At 60.5% G+C, this 20,796-nt stretch carries 21 protein-coding genes; 16 read left to right on the plus strand and 5 right to left on the minus strand.

Going from position 1 to position 20,796, the window contains the following annotated elements; translation table 11 throughout:
- The first annotated feature begins 5 nt into the window (after window positions 1-5).
- A complete protein-coding gene (locus tag C7T36_RS25580) occupies window positions 6-728 on the plus strand; it encodes a hypothetical protein (protein ID WP_052683575.1) in 723 nt (240 codons plus the stop codon).
- Here the strand turns inward: C7T36_RS25580 and C7T36_RS25585 are convergent.
- Window positions 722-1,450, minus strand: a complete 729-nt coding sequence (locus C7T36_RS25585; RefSeq protein WP_033232627.1) for an IclR family transcriptional regulator — start codon at window positions 1,448-1,450, stop codon at window positions 722-724. The genes C7T36_RS25580 and C7T36_RS25585 overlap by 7 nt on opposite strands.
- Before the next feature lie 123 nt (window positions 1,451-1,573).
- On the opposite strand from C7T36_RS25585, the gene C7T36_RS25590 reads away from it, so the two are divergent.
- The 9 genes from C7T36_RS25590 to C7T36_RS25630 are packed head-to-tail and all read left to right on the plus strand — an operon-like array spanning window position 1,574 to window position 9,836.
- A complete protein-coding gene (locus C7T36_RS25590; protein WP_045069686.1) occupies window positions 1,574-2,329 on the plus strand; it encodes a class II aldolase/adducin family protein in 756 nt (251 codons plus the stop codon).
- Between the two features lie 45 nt (window positions 2,330-2,374).
- Entirely contained in the window at window positions 2,375-3,553 is a 1,179-nt protein-coding gene (locus C7T36_RS25595) for an acyl-CoA dehydrogenase family protein (protein ID WP_045068629.1), read from the plus strand.
- Window positions 3,554-3,592: 39 nt separating this feature from the next.
- A complete protein-coding gene (locus C7T36_RS25600; RefSeq protein WP_033232360.1) occupies window positions 3,593-4,732 on the plus strand; it encodes an acyl-CoA dehydrogenase family protein in 1,140 nt (379 codons plus the stop codon).
- Window positions 4,725-5,936 carry a CaiB/BaiF CoA-transferase family protein gene (locus C7T36_RS25605; protein WP_084702911.1) on the plus strand — a complete coding sequence of 404 codons (1,212 nt, stop codon included), beginning with the start codon at window positions 4,725-4,727 and terminating at the stop codon, window positions 5,934-5,936. The genes C7T36_RS25600 and C7T36_RS25605 overlap by 8 nt, the downstream gene beginning before the upstream one ends.
- Window positions 5,933-7,204, plus strand: a complete 1,272-nt coding sequence (locus C7T36_RS25610) for a CaiB/BaiF CoA-transferase family protein (RefSeq protein ID WP_045068632.1) — start codon at window positions 5,933-5,935, stop codon at window positions 7,202-7,204. Before C7T36_RS25605 ends, C7T36_RS25610 begins: the two co-directional genes overlap by 4 nt.
- Before the next feature lie 12 nt (window positions 7,205-7,216).
- Entirely contained in the window at window positions 7,217-7,741 is a 525-nt protein-coding gene (locus C7T36_RS25615; RefSeq protein WP_045068634.1) for a MaoC family dehydratase N-terminal domain-containing protein, read from the plus strand.
- Between the two features lie 18 nt (window positions 7,742-7,759).
- Entirely contained in the window at window positions 7,760-8,215 is a 456-nt protein-coding gene (locus C7T36_RS25620; protein ID WP_033232356.1) for a MaoC/PaaZ C-terminal domain-containing protein, read from the plus strand.
- Complete coding sequence (locus C7T36_RS25625; RefSeq protein ID WP_033232354.1) at window positions 8,215-9,417, plus strand: thiolase family protein; 1,203 nt, start codon at window positions 8,215-8,217, stop codon at window positions 9,415-9,417. Before C7T36_RS25620 ends, C7T36_RS25625 begins: the two co-directional genes overlap by 1 nt.
- A gap of 2 nt (window positions 9,418-9,419) precedes the next feature.
- Window positions 9,420-9,836, plus strand: a complete 417-nt coding sequence (locus C7T36_RS25630; protein ID WP_045068637.1) for a Zn-ribbon domain-containing OB-fold protein — start codon at window positions 9,420-9,422, stop codon at window positions 9,834-9,836.
- 51 nt (window positions 9,837-9,887) lie between these two features.
- Here the strand turns inward: C7T36_RS25630 and C7T36_RS25635 are convergent, their stop codons facing one another.
- On the minus strand, window positions 9,888-10,541 hold the full coding sequence (locus tag C7T36_RS25635) for a PadR family transcriptional regulator (RefSeq protein WP_033232351.1): 654 nt from the start codon (window positions 10,539-10,541) through the stop codon (window positions 9,888-9,890).
- 168 nt (window positions 10,542-10,709) lie between these two features.
- Here C7T36_RS25635 and C7T36_RS25640 point away from each other — a divergent pair, with 168 nt between their 5' ends.
- A complete protein-coding gene (locus C7T36_RS25640; RefSeq protein ID WP_033232349.1) occupies window positions 10,710-12,182 on the plus strand; it encodes a class I adenylate-forming enzyme family protein in 1,473 nt (490 codons plus the stop codon).
- A 16-nt stretch (window positions 12,183-12,198) separates the two neighbouring features.
- Here the strand turns inward: C7T36_RS25640 and C7T36_RS25645 are convergent, their stop codons facing one another.
- Together C7T36_RS25645 and C7T36_RS25650 are read right to left on the minus strand one after the other, a co-directional pair.
- Window positions 12,199-12,879 carry a 3'-5' exonuclease gene (locus C7T36_RS25645; protein WP_033232348.1) on the minus strand — a complete coding sequence of 227 codons (681 nt, stop codon included), beginning with the start codon at window positions 12,877-12,879 and terminating at the stop codon, window positions 12,199-12,201.
- Window positions 12,880-13,215: 336 nt separating this feature from the next.
- Window positions 13,216-14,130 (minus strand): SDR family NAD(P)-dependent oxidoreductase, encoded by a 915-nt coding sequence (locus C7T36_RS25650; RefSeq protein ID WP_033232345.1) that lies wholly within the window; start codon window positions 14,128-14,130, stop codon window positions 13,216-13,218.
- Window positions 14,131-14,214: 84 nt separating this feature from the next.
- Between C7T36_RS25650 and C7T36_RS25655 the strand changes: the two genes are divergently transcribed.
- Both C7T36_RS25655 and C7T36_RS25660 read left to right on the plus strand, forming a co-directional pair.
- Window positions 14,215-14,832 (plus strand): TetR/AcrR family transcriptional regulator, encoded by a 618-nt coding sequence (locus C7T36_RS25655; RefSeq protein ID WP_033232344.1) that lies wholly within the window; start codon window positions 14,215-14,217, stop codon window positions 14,830-14,832.
- Between the two features lie 87 nt (window positions 14,833-14,919).
- Window positions 14,920-16,341, plus strand: coding sequence for a cytosine permease (locus tag C7T36_RS25660; RefSeq protein WP_033232621.1), 1,422 nt, complete (start codon window positions 14,920-14,922; stop codon window positions 16,339-16,341).
- Here C7T36_RS25660 and C7T36_RS25665 read toward each other — a convergent pair.
- On the minus strand, window positions 16,222-17,835 hold the full coding sequence (locus C7T36_RS25665) for a PucR family transcriptional regulator (protein ID WP_141486511.1): 1,614 nt from the start codon (window positions 17,833-17,835) through the stop codon (window positions 16,222-16,224). The genes C7T36_RS25660 and C7T36_RS25665 overlap by 120 nt on opposite strands.
- A gap of 106 nt (window positions 17,836-17,941) precedes the next feature.
- Here C7T36_RS25665 and C7T36_RS25670 point away from each other — a divergent pair, with 106 nt between their 5' ends.
- From C7T36_RS25670 to C7T36_RS25680, 3 genes are all read left to right on the plus strand, one after another.
- On the plus strand, window positions 17,942-18,421 hold the full coding sequence (locus C7T36_RS25670; protein WP_033232343.1) for a nucleoside deaminase: 480 nt from the start codon (window positions 17,942-17,944) through the stop codon (window positions 18,419-18,421).
- On the plus strand, window positions 18,418-19,374 hold the full coding sequence (locus C7T36_RS25675; protein WP_033232342.1) for an isopenicillin N synthase family oxygenase: 957 nt from the start codon (window positions 18,418-18,420) through the stop codon (window positions 19,372-19,374). The genes C7T36_RS25670 and C7T36_RS25675 overlap by 4 nt, the downstream gene beginning before the upstream one ends.
- A gap of 267 nt (window positions 19,375-19,641) precedes the next feature.
- Window positions 19,642-20,793 (plus strand): magnesium and cobalt transport protein CorA, encoded by a 1,152-nt coding sequence (locus C7T36_RS25680; protein WP_045068640.1) that lies wholly within the window; start codon window positions 19,642-19,644, stop codon window positions 20,791-20,793.
- Window positions 20,794-20,796 lie beyond the last annotated feature (3 nt).

The raw sequence follows: 20,796 nt of genomic DNA on the forward strand, positions 1-20,796 counted from the left end.
ATTCGATGACATCGGCACCGATGGCAGTGGCACCCGCACAGTCTCGAACCATATTGCGCACCACGGAGTCCGGCGACTTCCTGATGAGTGACTATCTAGGTGAGCACTCCGACGGTTCGGCAACCGGGGGCTTTCAGGCGTATCTTGTCGGCCAGAAGGCGGAAAAGCTTCGGCCCCACTATCACGAGGTGGATCAGTTTCAGGTAGTTCTCGACGGCAGTGGACGCCTCGGTAGGCACGCCATCGGCGCGGGCACTGTGCATTACAGCGATGCGTACACGGTGTACGGGCCGATCTTCGCCGACGCTCCCGACGGTCTGTCGTACTTCACCCTTCGGCTCGACCCCGCCGCAGGATTGAACTACATGCCGGAATCACGAGTCAAAGGTGAGACGCGAGCCGGCGAACATTTCACCTGTGCGATCGACGACGCCGCAGGAGCGACGGGAAAGCTGGATCTACTGGCCCGTACCAGACGTGGCGCCGCAGCATTCGGTGTTGCGCTCGACCTCGGTGGGGTATTGAACGCCGATGCACTCGCTGAATGTGTGGGTCGGGGGTATGCAGTTGTGTTGTCCGGCAGTGTTGCGTTCGGCGACCGCACATTGCCGTCCGGAAGTCTCATTCCGTTCGAGTCTGCTGTTGCACTGGAGGGGCTTTCGGGACAGTCCGATCGCACGAACCTGGCCCTGGTTGTCTTCGCGACGCTGAGTGAGCCCACTCAGTAGGAGCCGCCGAGTTGATCCGCCGCCGATCGGAGCAGCTCGCCGTACCGCGCGAAGTACTCCTCGGTGAGTCGAGTCGCCGGCCCACTGATCACGATCGCAGCCAGTGGCGATCCCGACGCATCCAGCACCGCTGCGGCGAGGCTGGTTGATCCTTGCTGGACGGCTTCCTCGCTTGCGGCCCATCCACGCCTGCGTATCTCCTGGTACTCGGCATCTGCGAGGAGGAGATCGGGCTGACCCGAGCTGTTCATGCGTTCTTCCTGCGACTGGTACGCGTGGATGACCCGTCCCGCTGCACTTGTCTCGGGTACGTGTATCTGCCCGGGCTTCAGGCCTGTCCGAACCATGTGGGTACCTTCAACCACCCCGAGGACGATCATGTGTTCTTCCTCCGCGACAGCGAGATGTACTGTCTCGCCGGTTGTATCCCGAATCTTGGTCATGACGGGTTGTGCTCGGGCAGCCAGCGACGAGCCGTTGTAGACCTGTCCGGCTACGACAACACAACGGGTGGAGAGCTCCCAGCGGGGTGGAGCCTCGCCGACAGGGTGGATCCATTGCGCTTCATGGAGGGTTGCCAGGGTGCGTTGCATGGCGCTTTTGTCGACCTCGAGTAGCCGTGAAAGCGCGGTCAAGCCGATTGGCTGATGGGCAGCAATGGCTTCGATGACGCGGAGTCCGCGCGTGAGTCCACTGATTGTCTTGACTGCGATCTGAATCACCCCTACTGTGATTAAAGAATTGATACACAGTATCACATAGAGATACTTACTGTGAAGACGATCTTCCTGAAAGTTCGCACTTTCCTTCCCGCTGGCGGTCCAGTGCACTACCGAGAGGTTGCTGTGAAGAAGTTCAAACCCACTGTCGATCAATTGATCCCGAACCTGACGCCGGCGGAGGAGATAGTTCTGCTTGCGCGAGCTCTGTGGGCCGAGGGGTACCGGGATCATCTCGCCGGGCATATCACGTACAACCTCGGTGACGGCACCATGCTGTGCAACCCGTGGCTTCTCACCTGGGAGGAGATCCTCCCCGCCGACATCATTCGTATCGACGTCGACGGCAATGTCGTACAGGGCGATTGGCCTGTCCCGCTGGGAATTCCTCTGCACCTTGCGCTTCACCGAGCACGTCCCGATGTCGGCATTGCGCTACACAATCATTCGGAGTTCGGAACGGTCTGGGCTGATCTGGGCGAGGTTCCACCCGCTTACGATCAGAGTTCCAGCCTCGGCGGCGGTGAGGTAGTGCTGGTCGACGAGTACGACGGCGGCGTCGACAACATGGAGGCAGCCGAGGCCGCGATCCGGTCGATCGGGCCCGCTGATCGCGCACTCCTGGCAGGACATGGCGTTTTTGTCACCGGAAGTACCGCCGCAGCAGTCTATTTGCGGGCGGTCGCTCTCGAACAACGTTGTAAGAATGCCTGGATGATCCGGGTGGCCGGTGGACCGGAGAAGACAGCTCTGCCCGACTGGTGGCTCGATCGAATGGCCGGTAGTGACGGAAACAGTTACCACGGCTTCTGGGAGGCTGCGGTGCGCGCTGCGTTGCGCTCGGATCCTGAACTGGCCGAGAGCCTTCAGGTCTCCCAATGAACAACCAAGGCTCTGCGGCCATCAGCCACTCCGGAACGGATACTCATGGATTTTGAACTAGATGCAGATCAGCGAGCGTGGCGAGAGGAGATACGCACGTTTCTTCGCGACAATGTCACACCGGAATTGCGTGCGGAGATGGCCGAGCACGATCTCGAGTTCATCGGCGGCGAGCTCACGGCCTTTCGCCGGAAGATCGGGGCAAAAGGGTGGTTCGGGCTCAATTGGCCCAAGGAGTTCGGTGGGCTTGGACTCGGTGCGGTGTATCAGCATCTTCTGGTCAGCGAATTCGAGTACTGGGGCGTGCCGGGACCGGACTTGACGGTCACGTCGGTGGCTCCGATGATCATGCGCCACGGCACGCAACAGAACCGGGAAGAATTCCTGCCGCCCATTGCACGAGGTGAACTGACCTGCGCCGTCGGTTATTCCGAACCCAATGCCGGAACAGACCTTGCGAGTCTGAAAACCCGGGCGGTGCGTGAGGGTGACGAGTGGGTGATCAACGGTTCCAAGATCTGGAACAGTATGGCGCAGCGCGTCACTCACGAATGGCTGTGTGTTCGCACCAATACCGAGGTGCCCAAACACAAGGGTATCTCGGTGATCATCGTGCCGATCGACTCTCCCGGTGTTGTGATTCGTCCGATCACCGCGTGGTCCGGATATCGAACCAACGAGACGTTCTTCGACAACGTCCGTGTCCCAGCGACCAACCTGATCGGTGAAGTCGACAAGGGATGGAAGTACATCACCGGTGCACTGGATCTCGAACGTGGTGCCCTCACGAATGCAGGCGACCTGCGCAGAGCCGTCGACGATCTGTTGATTCTCGCGCGTGAGATCCGAGAAGACGGAACACGTCCGCTCGACAACGCAGATGTACGCCGCAAGCTCGCTCAGTTGGATGCGGATGTCGAACTCGCGCAGCTCATGGGATTCGAGGCGTCGTCCCTGCTCGAAAGTGGAACCATTCCGTCTGTGCTCGTCAGCGTCGAGAAGATTTTCTCCAGTGAACTCAGACAACGGATTGCCGATGTCGGAACGGCGATGCTCGGTCCGGCAGGTTTGATCGCGGGATCGGACCCTCACGCAGTGATGGCAGGAAAATTCGAGCGACTGTACCGCGCCGCGCCGCTGCTGCGATTCGGTGCCGGAGCCAACGAAGTTCTGCGAGATGTTATAGCCCAGCGCGGGCACGGCCTACCGAGTTACGGACGCTGACATGATTCCGACCTTCCTTGACGGCGTAGGAGTTTGCCGATGAAACTTGTTGCTAACCAAGACCAACTCGATCTGCAGGCAATGTCGGCTGCCGTCCTGGCCAAACAATGCCCGATCAGTGTGGTACGAGAACTGGCAGAGCCGATGTCCGAAAGCAGCCCGGACAAACTGATGACGGCGCTTGCCGAGGTTGGTGTACTTGGCCTGGCGATCGATGAAGAATACGGCGGCGGTGGAGCCAGCCTGTACGAACTCGGTGTGTTCTTTCGGGAGGCCGGTCGGGTTCTCTGCCCGTCGATTGTCTACAGCACACTGCAATTCGGTATTGCCGTCGGGCGACTGGCTACGTCGGAACAACGCAGGCGTTATCTGCCTGCGCTGGCCGAAGGTCGCCTTCGCGCCGGCGTTGCCGCCTGGAATCCCGGGGACGCCGGCGATATTCGACCCACTCTGACCGCAACACCAGCTCCGGGTGGGTGGCTGCTCAACGGAACCCTGCCATTTGCCGTGAACGCCTCGATGTCCGACGTGGTTCTCGTGACCGCTCGCACATCGGTGTTTGCCGAACCGGAACGGTTGATCTGCGCCTTCGTCGAGCCGACAGCCGAAGGTTGGAATGCCGTCCCATTGTCGAACATGTCCGGAGAGAGGCTATCTCGCGTCGAACTTGTCGACGTGTTCGCCTCGGATGCGGCCGTTTCTCTCGGGGGCAGCGGAAATGGGCTGAGCGCCGACGATCTTCGGTGGGTCGCCAATGCGGCAGTGGCGCTTCAATGCATGGAGATGGCAGGCGGCGGCGCCGCAGTTCTGGATCGCACCGTCGACTACATTGCCCAGCGTGAGCAGTTCGGGCGTCCGATCGGTAGTTTCCAAGCCGCACAACACATTGTCGCGGACATGCACATCGCGCTCGAAGGTGCCCGCTTGGCTGCCGCGCACGCGGTGTGGTGGGTGGCTCGCGGTGAATCCGCCACCCGTGCGGTCGCGATTGCAAAAATGCAGTGCAACGAGGCCTACAAGCGCGCGACCCTGGATGCACATCAATTGCACGGTGGTATGGGATACGTCCTCGAGACTGATTTGCACCTGTGGTCGGAGCGGGCGAAGGTCACGGAAATCCGATACGGCACAGCAGATATTGCGGCGGGTTGGCTGCAGAAGGAGCTGAACCTTGCCTAGCGAAGCGAAACCCGGACCGCGGCAGGCACTTCAGGATCTTCGGATCGTGGATTTGTCGAGGTGGGTGGCAGGAGAATACGCAACAAAGATGTTCGCAGATTTTGGTGCGGACGTTGTCAAAGTCGAAAAGCCGGAGACGGGCAGCTTGACGCGGGCGTGGGGACCGTTCCCCGGCGACGTTCCGAACGTCGAGCGAAGCGCACTCTTCCTGCATCTGAACACCAACAAGAAATCGCTTGTCCTTGACTTGACCTCGGATTCCGATCGGGAGGTTCTCCTGAACCTCGTGGACACGGCGGACGCGGTGGTGGAGTCCTTCCGTCCCGGCCAGCTGGAGAAATTGGGCCTGGGACCGGAAGTGCTGCACGCGCGCAACCCATCGCTGGTGATCACGCGGATCAGTGCTTTCGGCCAGACCGGACCGTACCGGGATCGTGAAGCGAGCGGCCTGGTCCTTCAGGCTGCCGGTGGCCCGATGAACGCAACTGGTGCGGCTGATCGTGCGCCGTTGCGTAAACCGGGACTGCTCGAGCACTACACGATCGGCCGTACCGCCGGCGAAGCCACGATGGCGGGAATCTTCAGCGCCACGCGCACAGGAGAAGGTTCCGTGATCGACGTGTCCGGGCAGGAGGTTCTGCTCGCCGGCGCCGACCGGCGAGCGTCGTACCTCGTTTCGGCGGCGTATTCCGGCATGAATGCTCCACGCGGAGTGCGAAGCCCGCACCGTCACGGCGCGACGTTCACCGGACCGTTCCGGGCCAAGGACGGATTTGTGATGCTGTACGTGACCAATCAGGCTTTCTGGAATCGGTTGGTCGACATAGTCGGCGAGCACGACGACGCGTTCCATACGCGGTACCACGGGCGCGAGACGATCATGGGAAGGGATCGTGACGAGTTCATGGAATATGTCACCGAGTGGTTCGCGCAGCGGCCCAAAGTCGCCATCATGGAACAGTGCGAGGCGGCACGTATTCCCGTCACGGCGTATCTCGACGTCTCGGAATTGTTGAGTCACGATCACTTTCGTAGCCGAGGCGCATTTGTCAGCGGTACACATCCGGTTGCGGGCACGTTGGAGTACACGGGTGCGCCGTGGCGGATGGCCAACGGGTACCAGTTGCGTCATACCGCACCAACTCTAGACCAGCACGGCCCACAGATCCGTGAGTCACTGACACAAACATGGGAGCGAGTATGAGTTATCCGCTCGAAGGGATTCGTGTTGTCGACCTGACGGTTGTGTGGTCCGGCCCCGGTGCGACAGCGATGCTGGGGGACTTGGGCGCAGAAGTGATACGCGTGGAGGGGAACAACCGCGTCAGCCGACAAGTTTCGGCAAAGACAACGAAGGAATCGATCGCGCAGACCGGGTATCACGGCGGCACCTATCCGGAGAAGGATCCCGGCGAGCGACCGTACGACCGCACAGCTCTCTTCAACTGGCATTCCCGGAACAAACTGTCGGCGTGTATGAATCTCGATACCGCTGAGGGACACGCAGCTGTGATCGAACTGATCAAAGTCAGTGATGTTCTGGTGGAGAACAATTCCAACGGAACTCTCGAGAAGTTGGGGCTTGGGCACGAGCGTTTGCTCGAACTCAACCCTCGTTTGATCGTCGCTCGCATGCCACCCCTCGGAATGGCCGGACCGATGAGTGACTATCTCGGTTACGGCCCCAATTTCAACTCGCTGGTGGGGATTGCCGCGATGGACGGTTACGAGGGTGAGGAAGCCGACTCGGCCGGCGAGAACTACCACATGGACGAGGCAGCTCCGGCAGGTTTGGCCTTTGCGGTGATGGCCGCGCTGTTGGACCGCGAGCACACCGGCGTTGGGGGACTTGTCGAGTTTGCGCAGGCGGAGAACGTCATGGCGGAGATCGGGGAGTTCGTGCTCGACGCGCAGGTGAACGGGAGAGTTCCGGAGATCCTCGGCAACTCCGATCCTCATGTGCTGCAAGATGTTTACCTCAGTGCGGATGAGGATCGGTGGGTGGCGATATCCGTTCGCAGCGATCGCGAGTGGACGGCATTGGCCTCGGTAATCGGCGGGGACGAACTTGCTGAAATGGGCGCCGATACAGTCGCCAGACGGACAAACTCCGCGTCGATCAGGGATCGAATTGCGAAGTGGGCCCGCTCGATGTCGGCTTCCGAGGTTGTTTCGGTGTTGCAGGAGTGTGCCGTTCCCGCGGGTGAAGTGATGAGCGAAACCGGATTGCTCGAAGACGACCATCTGCGCGAGCGTGACTGGTTCCAGGAGCGGTCACATCCGTCGGTGGGAACCTATCGATATCCAGGACATCCCTGGCGGGTAGAGGGATTCGATCTGGCATTCGGACGGGTACTCCCAGGGTTCGGTGAAGACAACGAGTACGTCTACAAGAAGATCCTCGGCTATTCCGATGAGAAGTATGCCGAACTCGAGAATTCCGGACTGGTCACCGACCATCAAATAGCGTGAGAGAGAAAGAACATGACTGAAAACGTAGCCGTGATTCCGGATTCGGAATCTCTGATCCCCGACAGTGTTGCCGAGCGTGTCGGGGAGGTGGTCTCCCAGGCGAGCGGAGCTGCGGTCGCGCGGGACTGGCAACGGTGGGCTGTGGCCGTCGGCGAAACCAACCCGGTGTACTTCGACAGCAAGTATGCCCGTGAGCACGGCTATCGCGATATTGTCGCTCCGCCGCTGTATTTGCAGTACGCGATTCTCGGGGTGACGCCGATACCGGAACTTCGGGTAGACGGCTCATCCGGTGCTGCCTCCGGGAATCTTGTTTTCCCGTTGTGCCCCAAGCGAATGGCAGGTGGCGAGAACACTACCTTTCTTCGGTCGGCCTACGACGGAGATGTGATCACCAGTGTGCGCGTCGTGGATTCGGTGGTCGAGAAGCGCGGTCGGTCCGGCCGATTCGTCCTGGTGACGTGGAAGACCACGTACACCAATCAGAACGACGAGGTTGTTGCCGAAGCGACCACCTCGATGATCGCCCGACCGTAGCGCGAGGAGTTGAAAGTTATGTCAACACAAGTATATTTCGATGATATCAACACCGGCGACACGATTCCGGTGTTGGCTGTCAGTGTCACTGCACTGCAGATGTTCCTCTTCAGCGCAGCGACGTACAACGGGCACCGCATTCACTACGACCGGAGTTGGGCTGTCGACGTCGAGGGCTATCAGGACGTCGTTGTACAGGGCCCGCTTCAGGCGGCGCTTCTGGCGCGCGTTGTCACCGACTGGATCGGTGGCGGGGGATCGTTGGTGAACTTCTCGGCCTCGAACCGGGCTGTGGCCTTTCCCGGCGAGCCGTTGGAATTCACGGGGACAGTGACCGGTAAACGCGACGAGAACGGTAGAGCGCTGGTCGATTTGGAACTTGCCGGAGTGCGGGGTGGTGAGGTGCTGATGCCGGGAACGGCCACCGTGCTGCTGCCACGCCGTGACAGTGCTGTCTCCGCCGGAGCGTCCTGATGGCGGGACTGCGCGGTGAGGCCGCCATCGTCGGGTTCTGTGAATTGCCCGCCCAGCGCAAGCAGACCCGTCCTGAGTTGTTCACCATCGAGCAGTGGGCAATGCTCTCGAAGCTGGCAATCGAGGATGCGGGTCTGAAGGCGTCGCAGATCAATGGTCTTGTCACGCATGGTATTGCGGAATCCGATATGTTTGCCCCGGCCACGTTGTCCGAGTATCTCGGGATTCCCTTGAACTTCGGTGAGCGAGTAGACCTCGGCGGCGCAACGGCGGCAGGGATGGTGTGGCGAGCTGCCGCAGCCGTCGAACTCGGTATCTGCGACGCGGTACTGGTCATTGTTCCTGGGTCGTTCATGACACCGAAGTCGCAGATTCAGCCCGCTGTGGATCCAGGGTATCTCGGTGCCTCGAGTGGCAAGTTCGGTTCTCCTCAAGCCGAATTCGAGATTCCGTACGGTAATCTCGGTCAGAACGCGCCGTACGCCCAGATCGCTCGGCGGTATGCGTCGGAATTCGGGTACGACGACCGTGCCACCGCCAAGATCGCGGTGGACCAGCGAACCAATGCCTGCAGTACTCCCGGTGCGGTGTTCCATGGAAAGCCGATCACGATCGACGACGTTCTGGCGAGTCCGATGATCGCCGATCCCATTCGGATGCTCGAGGTTGTGATGCGGGTGCAAGGTGGAGCAGGCATTGTCGTGGCGAACGCTGACATCGCGCGTCGCGGTCGCAACAGGCCGGTCTGGGTCAAGGGGTTTGGCGAACACCTGTCGTTCAAGACACCGACCTATGCAGAAGACATGGTGCGCACCCCGATTGCGAAGGCTGCGGACACGGCATTCGACATGGCGGGTATCTCACGCTCGGCAATCGATGTCGCGTCGATCTACGACTGCTACACGATCACGGTGGTGATGAGCCTCGAAGACGCGGGCTTCTGTGAGAAGGGGAAGGGTATGGAGTTCGTGTCGTCGAGAGACCTGACCTTCCGAGGGGACTTCCCGTTGAATACCGCCGGCGGCCAATTATCCTACGGGCAAGCCGGAATGGCGGGCGGGATGCACCACGTATGCGATGGCGTACGTCAGGTGATGGGCCGATCCGGGGCGGCGCAGGTTGCCGACTGCAATACCGCTTTCGTGACCGGGAACGGCGGCATCATGAGTGAGCAAGTCGCACTGATACTCCAGGGAGATTAGGGATGTCGAACGAAAAGCCGTATCCGGAACCGACGCCGGTGTCCGCACCGTTCTGGAATGCTTTGCGAGAAAGCAAGATAAAGATTCAGTACTCGCCGTCATCGGACGAATTTGTCTTCTATCCGAGATTGCTGGCTCCGCGCACGTTGGCCGACGACCTCGAGTGGCGTGAGATCAGTGGATTGGGCACGCTGTACACCTATACGGTGGCTGACCGTCCCACAGCACCGCCGTGGTCGGATGCGTTGCCGCAGATGTTGGCGGTGGTGCAGTGGGACGAGGGGCCGCGGTTCAGTACCGAACTGGTCGATGTCGGCGATCTGGAACTGACTGTCGGTATGCGCGTGGAACCCGTGTTCTGCGACTATCCGGATCGAGACATCACGCTGCTGAGATACCGCCCTGTATCGCACTGCTGAGATATCGGCCTCGAGCGCTCTGACACCTTCAGTATCAGAGCGATACGAGCATTAGTCTTCGTGTTTGCGGAGCTCGTCCGGGGTGCGGGGTTCAGGCTTCTTCCGGCGTGCTTTGCCGGCGCTGGATTTGTCCGATCCGAGTCGAGAAATGTTCTCCAACATCCAGTTTGCGCGGTCACGCTCTGATTCGTAGTACATCTCGGACCATCGCAGCACCAGTTCGGGATATGCCCATCCAGCTTCTTCGGACGCGCCTTCGGCGTCGGCAATTGCGCGGATGCGCATCTTCTCGGACTGGTCGCGATGTTCGGTGAGTACCGATTGCAGTTTGTCAGGGTCGGCCAGATGGCCGAGCCACATCCTGAGCATTACGCCGTGTTTGAGCACTGCGGGTTCGACCGGCGATTCGTTTGCCCACGTCGCTACCGCGTCGGTTCCGGCCGGAGTGATCGCGTACAGGCGCTTACTCTTGACGTCGTTTGTGCTCACCACGCGGGACGTGGCAAAGCCGTGGGCCTCGAGATTACGCAGTTCGCTGTAGATCTGACTGTACGACGGTGCCCAGTAGAAGAATCGCAGGCTCCAGTCGGCCCATTTCTTGAGGTCGTAACCGGAGAGTTCGGATCCGAAGGACAGTAGACCCAGGACGGCCCAACTTGTCGGTCGCAGAGTGGGCGCGTCTGCAGGTGTTTTGTCCTTTGCCATAGTCGAAAGATTACCTGGCGGTAGACCTAAAGAGAGTATTTCGGTTAGAAATATGCTGGCAATATGTCGTAGAAGGTGCCTGTGAACAGCTGTCTGCGTGCCGCTCCCGTAGGACCACTGAGCGGGAGAGGCGTCAAGCCTACGTCGGCCGAGTGTTTCAATGCAGATATGCCGCGTGATCTTTTGGTATCGACGCTCGACGCGCTCTGTGTGGATTTGGCACACCGGTGCGGAGACCGGGTGGCATTGCTCGACGGCTGCCAGGAGATCACCTACGGCGAACTGACCGATCAGGCACTGCGAGTGGCCGCTGTTCTGGCAGATTCCGGTGTGCGACCGGGTGCACGGGTGGTCCTCAGCGGCCGGAATACCACCGACTGGGTCTGTATCGCACTCGGGATACTGTGCGCTGGGGCAACCGTTGTTCCGGTGGGCCACGGTGTCAGTGGTCCCGAATATTCACGGATCCTTGATGTCACCGAACCGGCGCTCGTAGTCGACCAACCACGGATCGCCGACATCATGGCAGCCGCCAGAACTACCGCCCCTCACCCGGATAGACCGGCAGCGGGGCCCGACGACATCGCGGTGATTCTCTCGACCTCCGGCTCGACCGGGGTGTCCAAGCAAGTTCCCATGACCCACGGACAGCTGTCGCGGTTGTACTCGGCAGTGGCAGACCGGCTCGAGCTGACCAGTGCGGATCGAGTGATCGGTGCCGTCCCATTTGCACATTCGTTCGGTTTCAACGGTGTGCTGCTGACCGCAATGTGCGCCGGAGCCTCGGTGCGCGTCGTCGAACACTACGACAGAGCCGACCTTGCCGATGTGATCGTCCGTGACCGCGTCAGCGTGGTGATGGGGCCGCCGACCATCCTCTTCGATCTGGTCGGCAGTGGCCGCGACGACATCGGGTTGGTATGCAGAATGGCGGTGAGCGGCGGTTCCGAAGTGCCACTCGACAGAATGCGCGGAGCGTGCCGCGAACTCGGAATCGTGAATATGGTTGTCGGCTACGGGCTTACCGAAGCCTGTGGAACCGTCGCCATGGGCAGTATCACCGAAGGCGAATCGGGTTCGCTCGCGATGTTGACACCCGTCGACGGACTCGAAATTCGGATTGTCGACGACTACGGCTATCCGCTGCCTCCGGACGAGGACGGCCACGTTCTCTGCTCCGGGTACAACATCATGCACGGATATCTGCGAGGGGTAGACGATCCGGAATCAACGCCCGACGACGCAGTAGACGGTGACGGTTGGTTGCGAACCGGCGACATCGGTTGGTCGGACGACGAGGGGCACCTGTATATCGTTTCGCGGGCCAAAGACACGGTGATCGTCAGCGGATTCAACGTCTACCCGCAAGAAGTGGAGACGGTATTGATGGATCACCCGTTGATTCTCGAAGTCGCGGTGATCGGCGTGGCCGACCAACGGCAAGGACAACGGCTGGTTGCCTGCATCATTCCGGTCCACGGGTACTCCGTCGATTCCGAGGATCTGATCGATTTCTGCAAGGAACGGTTAAGTGCCTACAAGGTGCCGCGCATCTTTGTCGAGCTGGAGATGTTCCCGACAACGCACACCGGCAAACGATCACGAGAAGAACTACGCAAGCAGGTTTCGCAGAGATTGTGACCTGTACGCACAGGTGTCAAGCTACGAAATGAATAGGCCACTGGCCGTTCACATCTGACACGTCTTTCCCTTGACTGCTCAGAAACTCGGCAAAATCCCGTTGACGTTCGGCGTGCCACTGTGCCTGATCGACCATGAGATCAAGATCGTTGATCTCCGGAAAACGCAGTGCTAGTTCTCGTGCCAGAGCTGCCGCGGCCATCGCGTCGGCCTCTGCCTCGTGCGCGGATTCGAGTGTAATTCCGTAGAACTCGCAGACCGCAGACAACGTTCGTTTTCCCTTGCGGAACTTGTCCATCGCGCGATCGATCACGTAGGGATCGACAACCAAGCCGGGAACCAGCGCCGGTTTGCCGATTCGTAGGCCTTCGGAGTGCATGACCGTGAGGTCGTAGGACGCGTTGAACGCAACAACCGAATGATCACGTGCCCACGAATTGTGGAGAGCCTCACGGATCTCCTCGTAGCCCTCGGCGTAGTCCTGACCGTGCTCAGCCGCATATTCGGTGGTGATGCCGTGAATAGCGATGGCACCGGCCGGAATATCGACGCCCGGGTCGAGTAACCACGTGCGCGTTTCCACACTCGAGCCATCCACGACGGCAACACACGCGCTGACGATCCGGGCTGTGGATGGATCGCGCCCCGTGGTCTCGAGGTCGAACGCGCAGATCGGGCGATCGGACCAGTTGTTCATCGGGGGCCTTTCGGTGTTCAAGTTCATGTCCGGTTCACTATGCACGCAGGCACCGACAAGAACTGGCACGAACCCTCTCGACCTACATTGAGTCGGACCCGACAGTCACATTAAGTCGGACCCGACAGTGAATCGCTCCAGCACCTCCAGGCGCGGAGTCACACCGAAGCCCGGCCCTTGTGACACGGAGATGTGCCCGTCCTCGATGACAAACGGTTCGGTGACGTCCTCGGCGAAGATCGGTCCGGTTGGCGGCTAAATTAGAAGTGCAGCAACGATATTCGTTTGTTCGAGCGACCCGTGGCCCGAGCTCGGGACCACGGGCGGCGACGTCCGTCAGGCTGAAGGTTGCTCGGCCACTGCCTTCCCCACGAAACGGTGGGTCTGATCGAATGCAGCGGCTACCTGGATCGAGTTGGTCATGTCACTGATTTCAGCCCAGCGTTCGGCGACCACCTCGGGCGAGAGCGCCTCCTGCGGGATGTAGACGCCCTGCGACTCCTCCATCCGGGCGATCGCGAACACGCCGGCGCCGGCGCTGAGGATCGTCTTGGTTGGTGCGTCCTCGGAGACCATGAACAGCGCGCCCGGTGAGATCGACTCGGGAGCAAGGAGTGCAAGGGTCTTCTCGTCGAGCAGGTCCTCGGTCATGCGGGTAGCCGCTGTCGGGGCAAGTGAGTTCACTCGAATGCCCTTGCGCTCACCTTCGATGGACAACACGTTCATCAAACCGACGACGCCCGACTTGGCGGCGCCGTAGTTGGCCTGGCCGAAGTTGCCGTAGATGCCCGACGCGGACGTGGTCATGAGAATACGGCCGTAGTTCTGCTCGACCATGTGCGGCCAGACAGCCTTGGACACGATGACCGAACCCATGAGGTGAACGTCGATGACCTTGCGGAAGTCGTCCAAGTCGGCCTTGATGAACGACTTGTCGCGCAGGATGCCGGCGTTGTTGATGAGGATGTCGACGCGCCCCCACTTCTCGATAGCAGCGGCGACCATGGCGGCAACTGCGTCGGCGTCGGTGATGTCGCAGTGATCTGCAAGCGCTTCGCCGCCAAGAGTCTCGATTTCGGCTACTACCTTCGCGGCTGCGGTATCGGCGCCGCCACTGCCGTTGACGGATCCGCCCATGTCATTGACTACAACGCGTGCGCCGCGAGCGGCGAGCGCCATGGCGTGAGCTCGGCCGAGACCGCCGCCTGCACCAGTGATGATCGCGACCTTGCCTGAGAAATCCAATGACATGGGAAAAACCTCTCTGATCTGGGATACTACTGAGTATTACTATGTCAAAATGTGGAAACAAGTCAAGGCAGTGAAGGGCGAACGATGAGTGCTGACGCACCTGATATGCGCTCGGTGATCATCGAGACCGCGGCAGACGCATTTGCGGCAGACGGATATGCCGCCACGACCATTGACGACCTCGCCGATCGCGTCGGCGCCACCAAGGGTCTTGTCTACTACCATTTTCGGTCGAAATTCGATATCTACCTGGCTATTTTCGAGCAGGGTATGAGCAGGCTCAGAGCGGAAGTCGACGGAGAAGTGGCGGCGGGCGGCACCGGATTGGTCAAGCTCGCGGCGATGTCGCGGGCGCATCTGATCAATCTCATGACGCACCTCGGACATCATCATGCAATCCACCAGGGCGTGCGGGGGCAGATGAGTTCGGCGCTCAAGCCGCGCCAGCAGCAGGCGCTCGTCGAACTCAACGCTCTGCGCTTGGACTACGAGAAGCTTTTCGAACAGGTGATGATCGAAGGAGTCGCAGACGGTTCGATCCGCGCCTCGTCACCGCGCATGGCGGCAAAGGTTCTGCTCAGTAGCCTTAACGGTATCGATCTCTGGTATCGCCGTCGCGAGGGCCAGTCGGTCGCCGAAACCGAGGCGCTGGCAGACGAGATCGTCGAACTCCTGATCGGCGGGTTGCGCGCGGAACACTAGCGCGGCGCCAGACTGTCCGTAGAACTGACTGTCGTGGCAGACAGTCTGTCGGTTGTCGCAGCTCTCGCCGCACCCCAAGGTTCTCTTATGGCAATTACCGAGGGTGTAACCGGCGAGCAGACCGGGGTGGATCGCGAGTACGGAGATCGCGTACTTGCCGTCGAACCTGGCGGAAACGAGTTCATTCCCGACGAGGATCGCCACGGCACCCCTGGTCAGCTGTTCTGGACGTGGATGTCCCCGAACCTCGAATTCGCCACGATCTTCATCGGAGTTCTCTCCGTATCCGTATTCGGGATGACGTTCTGGCAGGCGACGCTCGGACTGGTCGTCGGAACCGCTCTCGGTGCGGCCGCGCACTTCGTGCTGTCGGCACGCGGACCGTTGCACGGTGTGCCGCAAATGGTGCTCGGCCGATTGGGTTTCGGATACCGAGGTAACGCTCTGCCGTCGGCGTTCATGTCGATCATGTGCGGCGTCGGATGGTTTGCAACCAACAGTGTCAGCGGCGCTTTTGCGCTCAACACCCTGACCGGATTGCCGCCGGTGCCTTCACTGTTGGTGATCGTCGTCATCCAGACCGTGTTCGCTTTCTTCGGGCACAACCTGGTTCAGGCTTTCGAGCGATATGCGTTTCCCGTACTTGCCGTGATCTTTGCCATCACTGCGATTGTCATTCTGACAAAAGCCAATCCAGGTGCGCCGGCGATCGAGGGCGGCGTCGGTGGACTCGGCGGTTTCCTCCTTACCGTGGGCACCGCGTTCGGGTACGCCGCCGGGTGGACGCCCTATGCCGCTGATTACACGCGCTACCTTCCGGCGTCGGTCTCGACATTCCGAACAGGTCTGTTCGCGTCGGCCGGACTGTTTGTCTCCTGCGTGGCACTGTCGGTGGTCGGTGCGGCATCGGTCACGATCGGCGCGCCGTCGTCGGATAACCCTGCCGACGCGTTCACATCCAATCTTCCTTCGGCACTTGCCAATCTGACGCTACTGGCCATCGCGCTCGGTGCCGTCGCCGCGAATGCGCTCAATGTCTACTCCGGCTCGATGGCCTTTGTGACCATCGGATTGAAACTCCCGGTGAAAACGCAGCGAGCCATGGTCGCGATGGTTTTCGGAGTTGTCGGATTCCTGGTTGCGTGGTGGGCACTCGCCGACGCAGCAGCAAGCTACGAAGCTTTCCTCCTTGTCGTCGCCTACTGGATCGGTCCGTGGCTCGGCATCATGTTCGCCGACCAATACCTGCGCCGCGGGCAGCGCATCGACAATCTCCTCTACGACCCGGAACACACCAACTGGGGTGGATTCTCAGCTTTCGTGATCGCACTCCTCACCTCGGTTCTGCTGTTCTCCAACCAAGAGAAGTTTGTCGGGTACGTCGTACGGTCAGTCCCCGAGCTGGGCGACATTACGTTCTTCGTGGGATTTGTCATCGCGGGCGGGCTTTACCTCCTCGTCAACGGTTCGAAGATCTCGCGCGACAAGCCGGTGAGCGCACAGCGCTAGAAGCAGAGTCGCGTACATCGACGGCGTCGACGGGTCGTATCCGAGTAGCGCCCGGATACGGTCGAGTCGCTGATAGAGCGATTGCCGGCCCAGGTGCAGCGCAGCCGCCGAACGTGTTGCGCTGCAACCATGACGGAGATGAACCTCGAGTGTTCTGGTGAGATCACTCGAATGGGTGTCGTCCCAGGAAATCAGGGGAGCGACGACGGCAACCATCCGCTCCCGAACGTCCACCGGCAACTGGTCCACCGCGAGTTCCGGGGCCAGTTCACGAGTGGTTGTCACCACGCGCCCGGCGAGCCAGGTCCGACGAGCCGACGTCGCAAGGCGAAGCCCTGATCGGGCAGCATGAAGTGCCGCACTGACCTCGGACGGAGTGAACGCACACGGGTCTCCGATCACCACCGTGACTCCGTCGGTGATGTTGGACGACAGGGATGTTCCGAATGCCGCACTCACGGCTCCGACAGCATCGATCGTCTTGGCCGGCACTGCAACAAGACCGAACGTGCTGGCATGTACTTCGGCTCCCAAGTTCGGTTGGCCGAGGAGTTTGGCCGCGGAATCGAGGAGGCGAGTGGCGATTCGCGAACCAGGGGAGTCGATCGCGATCGCAACGACGCGGTGGCCGGGAGTGGGATGGAACCCAGCGGCCGCGGATCTGACGCGAAGGTCGATCTGCCGTACGTCGGTGCGCTCCAGCAGATCCGACACGAGAGTAGCGGCCGCCCGCTGGGGACGACCGGTCAGGTTTCCCGAATAGGTCAGTGCCAACCCCAATGAACCGGCTGAGCGTTGCAACAGCCCGTGCAACGTTGCCGGATTCAGTGTCGAACCAGGCCCGGCCGTCAGAGTCCCCCAGGCTCCGTCTCTGGAATGGATAGCGGCAGTGGCAGTTCCGGCGTCAGCGGCACGCCAGGCGGACCGATCGTCGTCGACGCCATGTGCTGCGACGAGGGCGCCACTGCCGCTTGTCACGATCAAAGGGCACCCCGTTACGTCACTGATGCGCTCGAGCAGAGTGGCCACACCACTGCCCGCCATCAACTCGAGTTCGAGCACGCGAGCGAGATCATTTCCCAGGCGCAGCACAGCGACTTCACGCGAAATGATTTCGGTATTTGCGTTCTGACACAGTTCGATGAAAGGGACAACAGTCCGGAGTGCGATCAGCGGCATTCCCATGATCGCAGCTTCCTCGATCATGTCCGACGGAATCGCGTCGAAGGTTCTGCCGAGTTCTACGGCAACTCCGGCGACGTTTCGGTTCCCGACCTCTCGCAGATAGTGCCGCCTGGTCCCCGGATCGACCCCGGACAGACCCAAGCCGGTGGTGAGCAACAACTCGTCCCCGGACAGCAACGGGCTGATCTCGTAGATCTCGCTCGAATGGACCCAGCGGACCACACGTCCCAACTGACTGCCACCGGCCAGAACCTGTGGATCGGCCCCACGGAACTGGTTGTCGAGTAGCTCGCGCACGGTCAGAGACATCGGTTCGGCGTTCCTCACTCTGGGCGACAGTATGTCCACCATAAGGGCGGCTCGTTACAACAATGTGTCAGTTGTGGATGTAGTCCGAACAGCAGAAAGTAGAGGGATGTCGACGACTGTGACGAGCGCTTCCCGCGCTCTCGACCCCCAGACAATGTTGCAGGCAGCGATATCCGAGGCCGAACTCGGCCGCAGTGAGGGCGGAATTCCCATCGGTGCGGCACTCTTCGCGTCCGACGGCACCCTTCTCGGTAGTGGACGAAACCGTCGAGTCCAGCACGACGATCCGTCGGTGCACGGTGAAACCGACGCCTTTCGTGCGGCCGGAAGGCAACGTGACTACCGGCAGACCATCATGGTCACCACGCTCTCGCCGTGCTGGTACTGCAGCGGGCTCGTGCGTCAGTTCAACATCGGATCCGTGATCGTCGGTGAAAGCGTGACATTTACCGGTGGGCACGAGTGGCTCCGCGAAAACGGGGTGTCTGTCACCGTTCTGCGAGATCAACACTGCATCGATTTGATGACCGAGTTCATCGAAACAAACCCGGCACTGTGGAACGAAGACATCGGAGTAGCGGAATGAAGGCTGTATCGACCGTGGATATTTCCCTCTGGCGGGCGGGCGGTCCGGGCGCTGAAGCTGTCGCGCGTGAGGTGGACGAAGGGCTGCAACGTGCGGGCTTCCTTCTCGTGCGCGGGCATGGGATCACCCGCGAACTTGCCGCAGACGTGCGAGCCGCGGCCCGGAAGTTCTTTGCGCTACCCGAGTCGACCAAAGCGAAGTACGCCGCAATAGTCGGTGAACGCGGATGGATCGGCCCGGGGATGGAGGCCAACGGCTACTCGGAGGGAACCGAGACCCCGCCGGATCTCAAGGAGACCTTTGCGATCGGGGCTGAAACTCGGACGGGCGATCCGCTGGTCGACGACGTCTGGTTTCTCTCCAACGTCTGGCCGAGCGAGGTTGCCGAACTACACGAGCTCTTGACCGTCTACACCGCGCAGATGCGTCGACTGTCGGACGATTTGCTGGAGATGTTCGCAGCTGCACTAGGTTTGGCGAACAACCCGTTCGACGGGCTTGCCGACCTCCCCACGTGGACGTGCAACATCAACCATTACCCACCGATGAGCGTCGTGGGTGAGCCTGAGCCGGGACAGTTCCGCATCGGTCCGCACACAGACTTCGGAACGGTGACAGTTCTCGATCGTGAGCTCGGATCCGGTGGACTGCAGGTGTACACGGACGAAGGCGGATGGGAAGACGCCCCGTACGACGCAGAAGCGTTGACGGTCAACATCGGAGACCTCCTCGAATACTGGAGTGGGAAACGCTGGCCGTCGGGCCGGCACCGCGTACTTCCTCCCCAAGCGGACGCTCCGGAGGAAGATCTGGTCTCGCTCATCTACTTCTACGAACTCAATCACGATGCGCTAGTCACCCCGTTGGAGTTGCCGATCGGGCGAGTGTCCGGCCTGGAACCCGTCGTGTCGGCCGATTTCATCAAACTCAGGCTGGACGCGATCACTCTCTAGTCGGCGAGAATCCCTGGTTTGTCCCGTTCTCGGAAGAGGGGTAGTGTGTGGGCGTCGTGCGCCGTCCGAGCGCATGGCGAACGAGCAGTAATTCAGGGAAGAGGAGGTGTGGCTTGTAATGCGTGGCCAACCTCCGAGTACCAACTGAAGCTGTAGATCGCCCGGGTTGCCGGGTATTTTGCTGCAGCTTCATCGTGTGTTCATCGGCCTCTGCTTCGCTGTGAAGCGCGCCTTGGCCGTTCACTCTTCCTTGAAAGCTGTTGCAGCATGTCTGAATTCAAGTCCCGCCGGTCGTCCTTCCCGCGTCGCTCGGCAGGTTTCGGTGATAGTCGAACCGGTCACACGCCCGTCGCCCGCACCGTCGTGAAGGCCGCAACGACCGATGCGATTGCGCCTGTGGAAGCCACGGTCGTGAATAGTGGTGTGTACCGCGACGGAGCTCGGATCGCGTCGCCGTCCACCCTCGCCGAAGCGTTGTCGTGCCTGCCGGATTCGCAGTCGATGGCATGGATCGGGCTGTACCGTCCCGACGACACTCAATTGTACGCTGCAGCACAGCATTTCGATCTTCACGAGTTGGCTGTCGAAGACGCGATTGCCGCACATCAACGTCCCAAGCTCGAGCGATACGGTGAGACACTCTTTGTCGTGTTGCGCGCTGCGCGCTATCGCGACGAGACCGAACGCGTCGAATTCGGTGAACTGCATGTGTTCTGTGGTCCCAACTTCGTTCTTACTGTCCGCCACAGTGAATCACCGGATCTCACGGCCGTGCGAACCAGAATGGAGAACGATCCCGATCTCCTCCGTCTGGGGACCGAAGCTGTTCTCTACGCAATCCTCGACGCCGTCGTCGACGGCTATGCGCCGGTTGTCGCCGGCCTGCAGAACGACATCGACGAGATCGAGACCGAGGTATTCAGCGGCGATCCCGGAGTGTCGCGTCGTATCTACGAATTGACCCGTGAAGTGATCGAATTCCAGAGAGCCACACGGCCGTTGCTCGGCATGCTGCGTGGGCTGTCGGCAGGATTCGACAAATACCACACGGACGAAGAACTGCAGCGCTATCTTCGCGATGTCACCGACCACGCGACAACAGTGGTCGAGCAGGCCGACGGGTTCCGTCAACTGTTGGGAAACATCCTGACCGTCAATGCAACCCTGGTATCGCAGAATCAGAACGAGGAAATGCGAAATCTCACGCAGGCGAGTTACGCGCAGAACGAGGAGATCAAGAAAGTGTCGGCCTGGGCGGCAATTCTCTTTGCCCCGACACTGATCGGAACTGTGTACGGCATGAACTTCGACGACATCCCGGAACTTCACTGGCAGTTGGGCTATCCGTTTGCGCTCTCGATGATGGTGCTGACGTGTGGAAGTCTCTACACGATTTTCAAGCGGCGAGGCTGGCTCTGACCG

Origin of the sequence: Rhodococcus sp. AD45-ID (assembly GCF_003023755.1) — a bacterium.
Taxonomy (GTDB): Bacteria; Actinomycetota; Actinomycetes; order Mycobacteriales; family Mycobacteriaceae; genus Rhodococcus_F; species Rhodococcus_F globerula.